Below are 14098 nucleotides of genomic sequence, written 5' to 3' on the forward strand. Positions count from 1 at the left end.
TAAAACAGCCGCCTGCCTCACGGCAAGCGGCTGCATGCTTTGTTACGAATATGTAAGATTACATATGGATCGGCTTGAAGAAGGTCGCGAGCGCAGCCTCCTTGACCGCTTCCGACATTGTGGGATGCGCGTGGCAGGTCCGGCCGAGATCTTCCGACGAACCGCCGAACTCCATCAGCACGGCAATCTCGTGGATCATCTCGCCGGCGCCGAAGCCGACGATATGGCCGCCGAGCACCCGGTCGGTTTCCTTGTCGGCAAGGATCTTGACGAAGCCGTCGGTTGCCAGCATCGCGCGGGCGCGCCCGTTCGCAGTGAAGGGGAACTTGCCGACCTTATAGGCGACGCCTGCCGCTTTCAGCTCTTCCTCGGTCTTGCCGACGGAAGCGATTTCCGGCTGGGTGTAGACGACGCTCGGAATGACCTCGTAGTTCACATGGCCATGTTGCCCGGCGAGGATTTCGGCAAGCGCCACGCCCTCGTCTTCCGCCTTGTGCGCGAGCATCGGACCCTTGACCACATCGCCGATCGCATAGATGCCGTCGATATTGGTCTTGAAGTGACCGTCGATCTCCACGCGGCCGCGATTGTCGAGCACGACACCGGCCTCTTCCAGCCCGAGACCCGCCGTATAGGGCTTGCGGCCGGTGGCGATCAGCACGACTTCGGCGTCGAGTGTCACCTTGTCGCCGCCCTTGACCGGCTCGAACGTGACCTTGGCGCCCTTGTCGCCCTTTTCGACGCCGGTGACCTTGGCGCTGAGATTGAAATCGATGCCCTGCTTGGCGAGCATGCGCTGGAACTGCTTGGAGACTTCGCCGTCCATGCCGCCGAGGATGGTGTCGAGATATTCGACCACCGTCACCTTGGCGCCGAGGCGCGACCAGACCGAACCGAGCTCGAGGCCGATGACGCCGCCGCCGACGACGATCAGCGTTTCCGGCACCTTCTCCAGCGCGATGCCGCCGGTGGACGAGATGATGGTCTTTTCATCGATCTCGACCTGCACACCGGGAATGCCGGCGACGTCCGAGCCAGTGGCGATGACGATGTTCTTACCCTCGATCTCCTGCACCTTGCCGTCGTCGGCGGTGACGGAAACCTTGCCGGCCGAAACGACCTTGCCGGTGCCCTGGAAGGCATCGATCTTGTTCTTCTTGAAGAGGAAGGCGACGCCGTCGACATTCGCCTTCACCGTCGCATCCTTGTGGGCCATCATATTGCCGAGGTTGAGCGTCGGCGCCGAGACGTCGATGCCGAGAGCGCCCATCCCGTGGCCGGCTTGATGGAACATTTCGGAGGCATGCAGCAGCGCCTTCGACGGAATGCAGCCGACGTTCAGGCAGGTGCCGCCATAGGTCGCCCGCTTTTCGACGACGGCGACCTTGAGGCCGAGCTGGGCTGCCTTCACAGCGCAGACATAGCCGCCCGGGCCGGTTCCGATAATGATCACATCGTAGGACATTGTTTCTTTCCCTTTGGATTTTTCGTTTAATCGGCCGCGCGCGACGTCAGGCCGAGGAATTCGAGAATATGCTGCATGCTGTTTTCACCCTGTCGCTCTAACGGCCGCCGCTCACATTGAGGATCGCGCCGGTGATATAGGAAGCCGAAGGTGACAGAAGATAGAGGATCGCATCGGCCACCTCCTCGGGCGTGCCCGCCCGCTGCATCGGGATCGACGGCGCCAGCTCGCGCGGGCGATCCGGCAAACCGCCGGAAGCATGGAGGTCGGTTTCGATGACACCCGGCCTTATGGCATTCACGCGGACGCCCTCGGCGGCAACCTCGCGCGCCAGCCCGACGGTGAACGTGTCGATCGCCGCTTTCGAGGCGGCATAATCGACATACTGCGTCGCCGAACCGAGCACCGCCGCCATCGACGAGATATTGACGATCGCGCCGCCCTGGCCGCCATGCCGGCTCGACATGCGGCGTATCGCTTCTGCGGCGCAGAGGATGGAGCCGGTCACATTGACGCGCAGCATGCGCTCGATCCGCTCCACCGACATCTCGTCGACCCGCTGGGGATAGTCGACGATGCCGGCATTGTTGACGAGCCCGTCGAGGCGGCCGAAATGCCGGTCGACCGCCGCAAATATCGAGACGATATCCGCTGCCTTGCCGACGTCACCCTGGATCGCCACGGCCTCGCCGCCGGCCCCCGTGATCGAAGCCACGACGGCATCCGCGGCTTGACGGTTGGCGGCGTAATTCACCGCGACACGCCAGCCCTGGCGCGCGGCGAGCCGTGCGGCGGCGGCACCGATACCCCGGCTTCCGCCGGTAATGAGAACAACGGGGGCATCGCTCATGTCGCACACTCCTTGAAAATCAGCACGTCCCAGGGGGCTACCATAGCCTTGCCCTCGCCCCAGGCGCTGGATTCGCGAATGGCGGGACCAAGGCCGGGGAGAACGACCTTTTCGGCCGCCGCGGCGCCCTCGGGCTGCAGATTGTCCATCTCGCCCTCGGCATCCATGCCATAGACGGCGCCCTGCCAGACCGTGCAGGCATCAAGATCGGCGCCGGTCGCATCACCCTCTGGGCAGTTGAACATCAGGATGCCGATGGCCCGCACCGGATCCTCCGATGGCATGACATAACCTTCCATCACGACCGACGTCTTGAGCGCGCTGATCTTGAATTGGTTGCTGGCGGCAGCCGACGGAGAATTCAGCGGCGCAAAGCGCAATTCATAGGCGCCGTCACGATCGACGTAGACGGCCTGTTCCTGCTTGCAGGCGGCAGCAAAGGCGGACACCGGAGCGGCGAAAAACGCTGCGGCTGCGATTGCAGCCACGCCTTTCCCCGCCGTGATCCCGATCTTTCCGCTCATTGCAGCTTCGGCTCCTTCCGCCCGTCGGCATTCTCGACAACGCTGAAATCCGTCAGCAGCACCAGCGCGCGGCCGTCCTTGTCGAGGCCCCAAAAGACAGGATAAAAACCGTCGCCCCAGCCGCTCCAGAACACCGCGACATTGCCCTTCTTGCCGGCAACCGGCCGATGCAGCGCATAGGCGCCCTTGTTGGCATCGAGGTCCGAGGCCAGCACGTCGTCGTAATAATTGACGTCGGCATCGGTTTTTTGCGCCTGCGCCTGCGCTTCGCGCTCTCCGATCAGATCAAGCGTATCGGCATCCATGTAGCAGCCGAGGCCGGCATCGACGGGATAGCCGAAAATCTCTCCGTCCTTCAGCGTCGCCGGATCCTGCCCGGGCAGGACCGCAAGCTCCCAATGATCCGGCTTGCCCTCGGCAAACCGCATGCTGGCGGCGGCGATGCGCCCGAACGCCTGATAGAGCGTCACCGGATATTCGCCCGGTGCAACCGTTCTGGCGAGCGCCGGACGATCGGGCTGGGCGAGCGGATCGGCCGCGACGATGCGCCCCGACGTCAATTCGACATTGCCCATATGGATCACGCCGATCGATCGGCCGGAGAGTTCGGCATCGCTGAGCGCCACCAGGTCGAAATTGCTGCTTGCCTTGCTGATGTCCCAGCCGGCGGCCGATGCGGAGACCGGGACATGCGCGGCGGCAGCGCAAAGAAGAAGGCGCGCCGCTCGCATGATCCGGTTCCGCATCGAAAGCGCTCCCTTAGAGATCGAGAACCAGACGTTCCGGATCTTCCAGGCTTTCCTTGACGCGCACGAGGAAGGTGACCGCTTCCTTGCCGTCGACGATGCGGTGATCGTAGGACAGCGCCAGATACATCATCGGACGGATGACCACCTGGCCGCCGATCGCCACCGGCCGCTCCTGGATCTTGTGCATGCCGAGAATGCCGGACTGCGGCGCGTTGAGGATCGGCGAAGACATGAGCGAACCGTAGACGCCGCCATTGGTGATGGTGAAGGTGCCGCCCTGCATGTCGGCCATGGAGAGCGAGCCATCACGGGCTGCCTTGGCAAGACGGCCGAGTTCCTTCTCGATTTCGGCGATCGACATCTGGTCGGCGTCGCGGATGACAGGAACGACGAGGCCCTTGTCCGTGCCGACGGCCATGCCGACATGGCAATAGTTCTTGTAGATGACGTCGGTGCCGTCGATCTCGGCGTTAACAGCCGGCAGTTCCTTCAGCGCATGCGTCACCGCTTTGGTGAAGAAGCCCATGAAGCCGAGCTTGACGCCGTGCTTCTTCTCGAAAATGTCCTTGTACTTGTTGCGCAGATCCATGACCGCCTTCATGTCCACCTCATTGTAGGTGGTGAGCATGGCGGCGGTGTTCTGCGCGTCCTTGAGGCGCTTGGCGATCGTCTGGCGCAGGCGCGTCATCTTCACGCGTTCTTCGCGCGAGGCATCCTCGACCGTCGACGGGCCGCGTGCCGCAGCAGGGGCGGCGGGTGCGGCCGCCGGAGCGGAAATGCCCTTGGCGACGGCGGCGATGACATCGCCCTTCAGCACCTGGCCGCGCTTGCCGCTGCCGTCGACCTGGTCGGCGGAAAGATTGTTTTCAGCCAGCATCTTCGAAGCCGCCGGGGCCGGCGGCATGGTGGAGACGGAGGCGCTTGCCGACGATGCCGCCGCAGCGGCAACCGGTGCCGGCTGAGCGGGAGCAGCCGGGGCCGGCTGAGCGGGCGCGGCGGCCGGTGCAGCAGCAGCCGGCGCGGCAGCAGCGGCAGCGCCTTCGGCGATCTGGCCGAGCAGTGCGCCGAGACCGACGGTTTCGCCGGCGGCGGCGACGATTTCCGAAAGCGTGCCGGAGGCGGGTGCCGGAACTTCGATGGTCACCTTGTCGGTTTCAAGCTCGAGAATCGGCTCGTCGGCCTTGATGGCGTCGCCGACCTTCTTGAACCAGGTGCCGACGGTTGCCTCGCTGACGGATTCACCGAGAGTTGGAACGCGGATTTCTGTGGCCATTGTTCAGATCCTGATTTCGTGTGTTTTCGTTTATGCGTTTCAGACGGCGGGTGGCCGCGAGATGATCGAGGGCATCGGCAGGATATCGAAACGGAAACCGAAACCGGAAGCGATGATCGGATCGCCGTCGGCGAGGGCCTGTGCCGCCGCCTGATCCTCGACTTCGACGATTGCCATGCCCCAGGCGCCTTCACCCTCGAAGACGGGGCCGACTATAACAGCCGATCCCGCAAGGGCGTGCCGATGCCAGTATTCGACATGGCGTTTCATCGCCGCCATTTCCTCCCCGGTCCCGTCATGCGGGAAAGTGGGGCGCGGCGGCAGCAGTCTCAGAAAGAAATAAGCCATTGCGCCCCCCTAATTTTAGCCGCCCAATGCATCCTCGAGGAATGCGGCGAGCTGCGACAGATGCTTGGACATCAGGCCCGTCGCCGGCGAGGCGGCGGCCGGACGGCCGGTATAACGAACGCGCTGATACTTCGCGTCGATATGGGCGAGCACCCATTCGAGGAAGGGGTCGATGAACGACCATGCGCCCATGTTTTTCGGCTCTTCCTGGCACCAGACCATCTCGGCATTGCGGAAGCGCGACAGCTCGTTGATCAGCGCCTTTGCCGGGAACGGATAGAGCTGCTCGACACGCAGGAGATAGATGTCGTCGATGCCACGCTTCTCACGCTCTTCCAGAAGATCGTAATAGACCTTGCCGGAGCACATGACGACACGACGGATCTTGTTGTCCTTCTGCAGCTTGATCGGGCCGTCCTTGATCACCTCGGCATCATCCCAGAGCAGACGATGGAAGGCGGATTCGCCGGCCATTTCGGCAAGGGTGGAGACTGCCCGCTTGTGGCGCAGCAGCGACTTCGGCGTCATCAGGATCAGCGGCTTGCGGAAGTCGCGCTTCAGCTGCCGGCGCAGGATGTGGAAGTAGTTCGCCGGCGTCGTGACGTTGGCGACCTGCATGTTGTCTTCGGCGCAAAGCTGCAGGAAACGCTCGAGGCGGGCCGAGGAGTGTTCCGGACCCTGGCCCTCATAGCCGTGCGGCAGCAGGCAGACGAGGCCCGACATGCGCAGCCACTTGCGTTCGCCCGACGAGATGAACTGGTCGAAGACCACCTGCGCGCCGTTGGCGAAATCGCCGAACTGCGCTTCCCAGAGCGTCAGTGCATTCGGGCGGGCGAGCGAATAGCCGTATTCGAAACCGAGCACGGCCTCTTCCGAAAGCATCGAATTGATGACTTCGTAGCGCCCCTGCGTCGGCGAAAGATTGGCGAGCGGGATGTAGCGCTCTTCGGTTTCCTGATCGTAGAGAACCGAGTGGCGCTGCGAGAAGGTGCCGCGTTCGCAATCCTGGCCGGACAGACGGATCTTGCTGCCTTCGACGCAGAGCGCGCCGAAAGACAGCGCTTCGGCCATCGCCCAGTCGATGCCCTCGCCGGTGGCGATCATGTTGGCGCGGTTTTCCATGAAGCGCTGGATCGTCCGGTGCACATTGAAGCCGGCCGGGATCTCGGACAGCTTGCGGCCGATCTCCTTCAGAGTCTTCATCGGCACGGCGGTCTTGCCGCGGCGCTGCTCGTCGGCATTGTCGGCCGTGCGCAGGCCCGACCACTCGCCGTCCAGCCAGTCGGCCTTGTTAGGCTTATACTGCTGGCCAGCCTCGAATTCCTGCTCGAGATGGAGGCGCCAATCGGCCTTCATCTTCTCGACTTCGCCTTCAGTGAGCAGGCCCTCGGCGACGAGGCGGGCTGCATAGAGCTGCAGCACGGTCTTGTGGGCGCGGATCACCTTGTACATCTTCGGCTGCGTGAAGGACGGTTCGTCGCCTTCATTGTGGCCGTAGCGGCGATAGCAGAACATGTCGAGCACCACAGGCTTGTGGAACTTCATGCGGAATTCGGTGGCGATCTTCGCGGCATAGACCACCGCTTCCGGATCGTCGCCGTTGACGTGCAGGATCGGCGCCTCGATCATCTTGGCGACATCGGACGGATAGGGCGACGAGCGCGAGAAGGCCGGGTTCGTGGTGAAGCCGATCTGGTTGTTGATGATCACATGCATGGTGCCGGCGACGCGGTGGCCGCGCAGACCGGAAAGGCCGAGGATTTCGGCAATGACACCCTGACCGGCAAAAGCCGCGTCGCCGTGGATCAGCAGCGGCAGAACCTTGGCGCGTTCGGAAAGCGGGATGATGTCACCGTCCCAGACCGCGGCATTCATGTCCTGCTTGGCGCGGGCTTTGCCCATGACGACGGGATCGACGATTTCGAGATGCGACGGGTTCGCCGTCAGCGAAACGTGGATCTTGTTGCCGTCGAATTCGCGGTCGGAGGAGGCACCGAGATGGTACTTGACGTCGCCCGAGCCCTCGACCTCGTCGGGAGCGGCCGAACCGCCCTTGAATTCGTGGAAGATCGCCCGGTGCGGCTTGCCCATGACCTGGGAGAGCACGTTCAGGCGGCCGCGATGGGCCATGCCGAACACGGCTTCCTTGAGGCCGAGATGGCCGCCGCGCTTGAGGATCTGTTCCAGCGCCGGGATCAGCGATTCGCCGCCATCGAGGCCGAAACGCTTCGTGCCCTTGAACTTGACGTCGAGGAACTGCTCGTAGCCTTCGGCTTCGACAAGCTTGGCAAGGATCGCCTTCTTGCCTTCCGGCGTGAAAGCCACGCCCTTGTCCGGTCCTTCGATGCGCTCCTGGATCCAGGCCTTTTCTTCAGGATTGGAGATATGCATGAATTCGACGCCGAGCGTCGAGCAATAGGTGCGCTCGAGGATTTCGATCATCTCGCGGATGGTCGCATATTCCAGGCCGAGCACGTTGTCGATGAAGATCTTGCGGTCGTAATCGGCGGCCGTGAAGCCGTAATTCTCCGCCGACAGCTCGCGATAATCGTCAACCGGAGCGGCGATGCCGAGCGGGTCGAGCTTGGCATGCAGGTGGCCACGCATGCGGTAGGCACGGATCATCATGATGGCGCGCACGGAATCGCGCGTCGCCTGCAGCACCTCGGTGCTGTCGGCAGGCTTGCCCGCAGCTTCGGCCTTGGCCTTGACCTTGGTCTCGATCACCTTCTCGACGATGCCCCAGTCGCCATCGAGCGCCGAGACGAGATCGCCGCTTGCCTGCAGCGGCCAGTTCTTCTTGCGCCAGGAAGCGCCCTTGGCCGCCTTCTTCACATCGTTCGGATCGTCTTCCAGCGCCTTGAAGAAGGACCGCCACTGATCGTCGACCGAGTTGGGATCGTCTTCATAACGGGCGTAGAGCTGCTCGATATAGGCAGCATTGGCGCCATCCAGAAACGAGGTGATCTGAAATTGCTCGTTGGCTTCTTGCCGTGCCATGGTGATATGCGGACGCTTCCGTCCGCCTCCTGACTTTGATGAATTTGCCGGCTCGATCGCCGGCTGCCGCATTCCGATTGCCGCCTGTCCGCGGCGCATCTGCTGGTCTCGTACCGTCAAGGCCGGGCGGAAGGCGCAGATGCCGTTCCTCCGCCCGGGTCTTTAAGTGGTTTTAGCCCTTGAGGACTTCAACCAGCGTCTTGCCGAGGCGGGCCGGAGACGGCGACACTTTGATGCCTGCCGATTCCATCGCCGCGATCTTCGATTCCGCATCGCCCTTGCCGCCGGAAACCACAGCACCGGCATGGCCCATGGTGCGGCCCTTCGGCGCCGTACGGCCGGCAATGAAGCCAGCCATCGGCTTTTTGCGGCCCTTCTTGGCTTCGTCCTTGAGGAACTGTGCAGCATCCTCTTCAGCCGAGCCGCCGATTTCGCCGATCATGATGATCGACTGGGTGGCTGCGTCGGCCAGGAACATTTCCAGGACGTCGATGAACTCGGTGCCCTTGACCGGGTCGCCGCCGATGCCGACGGCCGTCGTCTGGCCAAGGCCTTCGTTCGACGTCTGGAACACGGCTTCATAGGTCAGCGTGCCCGAGCGGGAAACGATACCGACCGAACCCTTGCGGAAGATCGAGCCCGGCATGATGCCGATCTTGCACTCTTCCGGCGTCAGGATACCCGGGCAGTTCGGGCCGAGCAGGCGCGACTTGGAGCGGTCGAGGCGCGCCTTGACGCGCACCATGTCCATGACCGGGATGCCTTCGGTGATGCAGGTGATGAACGGGATCTCGGCATCGATCGCCTCGATGATCGCATCGGCAGCACCAGCCGGCGGAACATAGATGACGGTCGCGTCGGCGCCGGTCTTTTCCTTGCCTTCGGCAACGGTTGCGAAGATCGGCAGGCTTTCGCCCTTTGCGCCGGTCCAGGTTTCGCCGCCCTTCTTCGGATGGATGCCGCCGACCATCTGGGTGCCGTAGTAAGCGAGCGCCTGTTCGGTGTGGAACGTGCCGGTCTTGCCGGTTAGGCCCTGAACGAGAACCTTGGTGTCTTTGTTGACGAGAATGGACATGCGAGGCCTTTGTTTAGGAGAGGTTGGAAGACGTGGAGGACGCGCGACGATAGACGCCGCTGACGACCTCCTGCCAAGTATCGCTGCCTGCAGGCGAAAAGCTGACGCCCATCCGGTAGCAGTCTTCATTTTCAAACGTGAATACGGTGCGCTGGCTGCCGCGCGGCGAAGTCTTCATCAGCACAAGCTCACTGCCGTTCCACTCGCCGGACGCCGGTACGGGCGGCGCAAAACCTGCGGTGTCGAACTGGTAGAGTTTGTAGGTCTGGTCCGAAGCATCGAAGCCGAAAATATTTCGCGCCTCGAACGAAACAGCACCATCCCGCGTCTGGCGATAGCGCTGCTCGAGGAAGAATCCGCCGAACAACGTCTCGCCGGAAAACTCAGCACTGGCCTTGCCTTCGCTCGTCCACGCCGACGCCGCGACGCGCTCGTCCCCTTCCCACACGCCGGCGAAGGCGTTGAGGCGGAAATGAGCAGCGGAGGGCGTGGACTGGAAGGCCATGATCGATCTCAGCCGTTGATCGCCGCGACGATCTTCTTGGCCGCATCGTCCAAGTCGTCAGCCGCCGTGATCGCGAGACCCGACTCGTTCAGGATCTTCTTGCCGAGCTCGACATTGGTGCCCTCAAGGCGCACGACGAGCGGAACCTTGAGACCGACTTCCTTGACCGCGGCAATCACGCCCTCGGCGATGACATCGCACTTCATGATGCCGCCGAAGATGTTGACGAGAATACCTTCAACCTTGGGGTCGGCGGTGATGATCTTGAAAGCCGCTGCCACCTTCTCCTTGCCGGCGCCGCCGCCGACGTCGCAGAAGTTGGCCGGCTCCTTGCCGTAAAGCTTGATGATATCCATGGTCGCCATGGCAAGGCCGGCGCCGTTGACCATGCAGCCGATATTGCCGTCGAGCGCGACATAGGCGAGGTCCCACTTCGAGGCCTCGATTTCCTTGGCATCTTCTTCGGTCTCGTCGCGCAGCGTCTTGACGTCGTCGTGACGGAAAAGCGCGTTGCCATCGAAAGACATCTTGGCATCGAGGACGCGCAGATGGCCATCCTTCATGACGATCAGCGGATTGACTTCCAGGAGAGCCATGTCCTTTTCACCGAAGGCCTTGTAGAGCGCCGGGAAGAGCGACTTCGCATCTTCGGCGGCAGCGCCGTCAAGCTGAAGCGCCTTGGAGATCGCGGCAACGTCGGCAGCCGTCACGCCGGCTTCCGGATCGATGGCGATCGTCTGGATCTTTTCGGGTGTGTCGTGGGCGACAGCCTCGATGTCCATGCCGCCTTCGGTCGATACGACGAAGGCAACCCGGCCAACCGAGCGGTCGACCAGCAGCGAGCAATAGAGCTCGCGGGCGATGTCGGCGCCGTCTTCGATGTAAAGGCGGTTGACCTGCTTGCCGGCTTCGCCGGTCTGCGCGGTCACCAGCGTGTTTCCGAGCATTTCCTTGGCGTGGGAAATGACTTCCTCGATCGACTTGGCGAGGCGAACGCCGCCCTTGGCATCCGGACCGAGTTCCTTGAACTTGCCCTTGCCGCGGCCGCCGGCATGGATCTGGCTCTTGACCACGTAAAGCGGACCGGGAAGCGACTTGGCGGCAGCCTCGGCTTCTTCAACCTTGAGAATGGCCACACCCTCGGCAACCGGCGCGCCATAGCCCTTCAGCAGAGCCTTGGCCTGATATTCATGAATGTTCATGGGTCTATCCCTGTTTCGATTACTTCAGCGCCGATTACTTGAGGGCAGGCGCGATGTTGATGCAGGCCTCGCAGAGACCGGCGACGGCGCCGACGGACTTGTCGAAGGCTTCCTTCTCGGTCTTGTTGAGATCGATCTCGATGATGCGCTCGACGCCGCCGGCGCCGATGACGGTGGGAACGCCGACATACATGTCCTTGACGCCGTACTGGCCGGTGAGATGGGCCGCGCAGGGCAGAACGCGCTTCTTGTCCTTGAGGTAGGATTCGGCCATCTCGATCGCCGAGGCGGCCGGCGCATAATAGGCCGAACCGGTCTTCAGCAGGCCGACAATTTCGGCGCCGCCGTCACGGGTGCGCTGGATGATTTCTTCGAGGCGTTCCTTGGTGACCCAGCCCATGGTGACGAGATCGGTGAGCGGAATGCCGCCGACCGTCGAGTAGCGGGCGAGCGGCACCATCGTGTCGCCATGACCACCGAGCACGAAGGCCGTGACATCCTGGACGGAGACGTTGAATTCCTTGGCGAGGAAAAGACGGAAGCGCGAGGAGTCGAGAACGCCGGCCATGCCGACGACCTTGTTGGCCGGAAGGCCGGAGAATTTCTGCAGCGCCCAGACCATGGCGTCGAGCGGGTTGGTGATGCAGATCACAAAGGCGTTCGGCGCATACTTCTTGATGCCGGCACCGACCTGCTCCATGACCTTGAGGTTGATGCCGAGAAGGTCGTCGCGGCTCATGCCAGGCTTGCGCGGAACACCGGCAGTGACGATGCAGACGTCAGCGCCCTCAATCGCCGAATAGTCGCTGGCGCCGGTCAGATTGGCATCGAAGCCTTCGACCGGAGAGGACTGTGCGATGTCGAGACCCTTGCCCTGGGGAATACCGTCCGCGATGTCGAAGAGGACGATGTCGCCCAGTTCCTTCAGGCCGGCGAGGTGCGCCAGCGTGCCACCAATCATGCCAGAACCAATGAGTGCGATCTTGTTACGCGCCATTTCGCTGTTTCCTTTGCGATCAAATTCGTCGGACGGACGCAACAAGGCACCGCCCAATGACGCAATCGCATAGACCCAAAGCCAAAAAATGGCAATCCATTAATTTTGATGCAGCGTTTTCAATCGTTTAGATACAAAAATTCTTACGTAAACGTAAAATATTCTGTCACCGGATTGTTACTCGGCGGCGCGTTTCTCATGGTGCAGCGCAAGATATTCTGCACTGCGCATCTCGAAAAGCCGCGACGTCGTGCGGTCGAATTCGAAACCTTCGGTACCCTTGCGGTGCACCAACAGTTCCTCCGGCATCGCCGCCGCGGAGATGTAAAGCCGCACGGCATGATCGTAGAGCGTATCGACCAGAATGATGAACCGTTTGATCTGGTTCCGCTTTTCCGGCCCGAGCAACGGAATGTGATCGACGAAGACCATATCGAAGCGTTCGGCGATCGCCAGAAAGTCGGCTGCTCCGAGCGGCTTGTCACAAAGATCGGTGAAGGAAAACCGCGCCATCCGGTCGACGGCGAGCGGCACATGGATGTGGCGCCCCTTCATCGGGATATCCAGCGGCTGCGCCTTGCGCCCATGCAGCGCCTGCGTCCAGGACGCATCCATCGCCATGTCATTATGCTCGTTGATCGGCACCAGATAGACCGGCTGGCTGTTCAGCTTCTCCATCCGGTAATCGGTGGGCGAATCCAGCGTTACGACATCGACATGCTGCTTGAGTAAGGTGACGAAAGGCAGGAAGAGGCCGCGATTGAGGCCATCCTTATAGAGATTGTCGGGCTCGACGTTCGAGGTCGCGACCAGCACGCATCCGCGTGCGAAAAGCTCGGAGAACAGCCGCGACAGGATCATCGCATCGGCGATATCGGTGACCGTGAACTCGTCGAAGCAGAGAAGCTCGGCTTCCTCGTAAAGCGCGGCGGCGACGGGCGGCATCGGATCGGCCTGCTTCGTCTCGCCGTTCTTGAGCTTCAGCCGGTGCGCGGCGATGCGGTTATGCACATCCGCCATGAATTCGTGGAAATGCGCCCGGCGCTTCTTCCTGCACGGCGCCATCGAGAAGAACATGTCCATCAGCATGGTCTTGCCGCGCCCGACGCTGCCGTGGATGTAAAGCCCCGTGAGGCCGTCGGCGGATTTCTTCTTGGCGGCAAACAGCCAGCCAAGCGCGCTCGATTTTGCCGCCGGCCGCCGTTGCTTGAGCCCGGCAAGCACCCGGTCGAGGCTCTTTGCCACGTCCATCTGTGCGGAATCGACCTGAAGTGCCCCCGATGCGGTCAGCGCTTTAAGCTGTTCGCAGACGCTGAGCGCATAATCCGGCATTGGTTGCATGAGGGCATATCCGCCTGTCAGTCGTCGCAGCAGAGCTGCCGGAACATTTACCGGCTGAGGCTGATCGGCTGACCCGTGTTCGTCTGTCCGTCAAAGCGGTTGTCGGCCGTCTTGTAGACGCTGCCGATCTGGTTGCCCGAACGGTCCTTGAGCAGCACCTGCTTGCCGGAAACTTCCCAGGACCCCATTGCCGTCAGCTCGCCGACGCAGCCGCGGGTACCGCCGCGCGAACCGCTGCCGAGATTGGTCAGCGTCAGGAACATGTCGCAGCCGCCGTTGACGCGCCAGCTTCCGACCATCGATTCCTTGGTGACGTCAAGCGCATTCGCGGCCATTGCGCCAGGCTGAGCGCCCGGCATCGATGCCGTCGTCGCCGTCGGCGCCGCCGGAAACTGCGAACTGCCGGTCGGCGGCGGAAGCTGCCCGCCCTGTACCGAGGGCACCGGCTGCGCCGTCAGCGGCGCCGGCGCGGCACTGGCGTTGTTGGAGCTGTAATCATATGCCGTACGCTGACAACCGGCTAGCGACAGAACCACCACCAGACCTGTCATCGCATATCGCAACTGCATCATCATACTCCTGAATTCGGCTATCGCCGTAGAGAAACGGGCGTGAGACAAGTCCGATTATCGTAATTCGCTTTGGTTAATCAAGTCGGGCTGAACAAATTGCCCGTGACAACAACTAACCGAAAAACGATACAGTTCAACTGTCCCGCTGCAAAACTTCCTGCACATAGAATTTGTCAGCAAGGTGTTGCGCGCGTTCA

General features: G+C 62.2%; 13 protein-coding genes. All 13 read right to left on the bottom strand.

Going from position 1 to position 14098, the window contains the following annotated elements:
- Positions 1–58: 58 nt before the first annotated feature.
- The 13 genes from lpdA to FHT79_RS26215 all read right to left on the bottom strand — a co-directional run bounded on the left by lpdA (position 59) and on the right by FHT79_RS26215 (position 13898).
- Positions 59–1465 carry a dihydrolipoyl dehydrogenase gene (gene lpdA, locus FHT79_RS26155; protein ID WP_047615572.1) on the bottom strand — a complete coding sequence of 469 codons (1407 nt, stop codon included), beginning with the start codon at positions 1463–1465 and terminating at the stop codon, positions 59–61.
- 97 nt (positions 1466–1562) lie between these two features.
- Entirely contained in the window at positions 1563–2315 is a 753-nt protein-coding gene (locus tag FHT79_RS26160) for an SDR family oxidoreductase (protein WP_047615573.1), read from the bottom strand.
- Entirely contained in the window at positions 2312–2839 is a 528-nt protein-coding gene (locus tag FHT79_RS26165; protein ID WP_047615574.1) for a hypothetical protein, read from the bottom strand. The genes FHT79_RS26160 and FHT79_RS26165 overlap by 4 nt, the downstream gene beginning before the upstream one ends.
- Positions 2836–3585 carry a DUF4241 domain-containing protein gene (locus tag FHT79_RS26170; protein ID WP_047615575.1) on the bottom strand — a complete coding sequence of 250 codons (750 nt, stop codon included), beginning with the start codon at positions 3583–3585 and terminating at the stop codon, positions 2836–2838. The genes FHT79_RS26165 and FHT79_RS26170 overlap by 4 nt, the downstream gene beginning before the upstream one ends.
- Positions 3586–3598: 13 nt before the next feature.
- Positions 3599–4861 carry a 2-oxoglutarate dehydrogenase complex dihydrolipoyllysine-residue succinyltransferase gene (gene odhB / locus FHT79_RS26175; RefSeq protein WP_047615577.1) on the bottom strand — a complete coding sequence of 421 codons (1263 nt, stop codon included), beginning with the start codon at positions 4859–4861 and terminating at the stop codon, positions 3599–3601.
- Between the two features lie 39 nt (positions 4862–4900).
- Positions 4901–5209 (bottom strand): YciI family protein, encoded by a 309-nt coding sequence (locus FHT79_RS26180; RefSeq protein WP_047615578.1) that lies wholly within the window; start codon positions 5207–5209, stop codon positions 4901–4903.
- Between the two features lie 15 nt (positions 5210–5224).
- Positions 5225–8209 carry a 2-oxoglutarate dehydrogenase E1 component gene (locus tag FHT79_RS26185; RefSeq protein ID WP_063473907.1) on the bottom strand — a complete coding sequence of 995 codons (2985 nt, stop codon included), beginning with the start codon at positions 8207–8209 and terminating at the stop codon, positions 5225–5227.
- 172 nt (positions 8210–8381) lie between these two features.
- On the bottom strand, positions 8382–9284 hold the full coding sequence (gene sucD / locus FHT79_RS26190) for a succinate--CoA ligase subunit alpha (protein WP_063473779.1): 903 nt from the start codon (positions 9282–9284) through the stop codon (positions 8382–8384).
- 13 nt (positions 9285–9297) lie between these two features.
- Positions 9298–9789: a DUF1579 family protein gene (locus tag FHT79_RS26195; RefSeq protein ID WP_183904470.1), complete on the bottom strand. Its 492-nt coding sequence runs from the start codon at positions 9787–9789 to the stop codon at positions 9298–9300.
- 8 nt (positions 9790–9797) lie between these two features.
- Entirely contained in the window at positions 9798–10991 is a 1194-nt protein-coding gene (gene sucC / locus FHT79_RS26200; protein ID WP_132574293.1) for an ADP-forming succinate--CoA ligase subunit beta, read from the bottom strand.
- A gap of 34 nt (positions 10992–11025) precedes the next feature.
- On the bottom strand, positions 11026–11988 hold the full coding sequence (mdh, locus tag FHT79_RS26205; protein ID WP_007822364.1) for a malate dehydrogenase: 963 nt from the start codon (positions 11986–11988) through the stop codon (positions 11026–11028).
- Positions 11989–12165: 177 nt separating this feature from the next.
- Positions 12166–13329: a cell division protein ZapE gene (gene zapE, locus FHT79_RS26210; RefSeq protein WP_183904471.1), complete on the bottom strand. Its 1164-nt coding sequence runs from the start codon at positions 13327–13329 to the stop codon at positions 12166–12168.
- A gap of 47 nt (positions 13330–13376) precedes the next feature.
- A complete protein-coding gene (locus FHT79_RS26215; RefSeq protein WP_132574297.1) occupies positions 13377–13898 on the bottom strand; it encodes a protease inhibitor Inh/omp19 family protein in 522 nt (173 codons plus the stop codon).
- Positions 13899–14098 lie beyond the last annotated feature (200 nt).

This window comes from Rhizobium sp. BK212 (genome assembly GCF_014197475.1).
Classification (GTDB): Bacteria; Pseudomonadota; Alphaproteobacteria; order Rhizobiales; family Rhizobiaceae; genus Rhizobium; species Rhizobium anhuiense.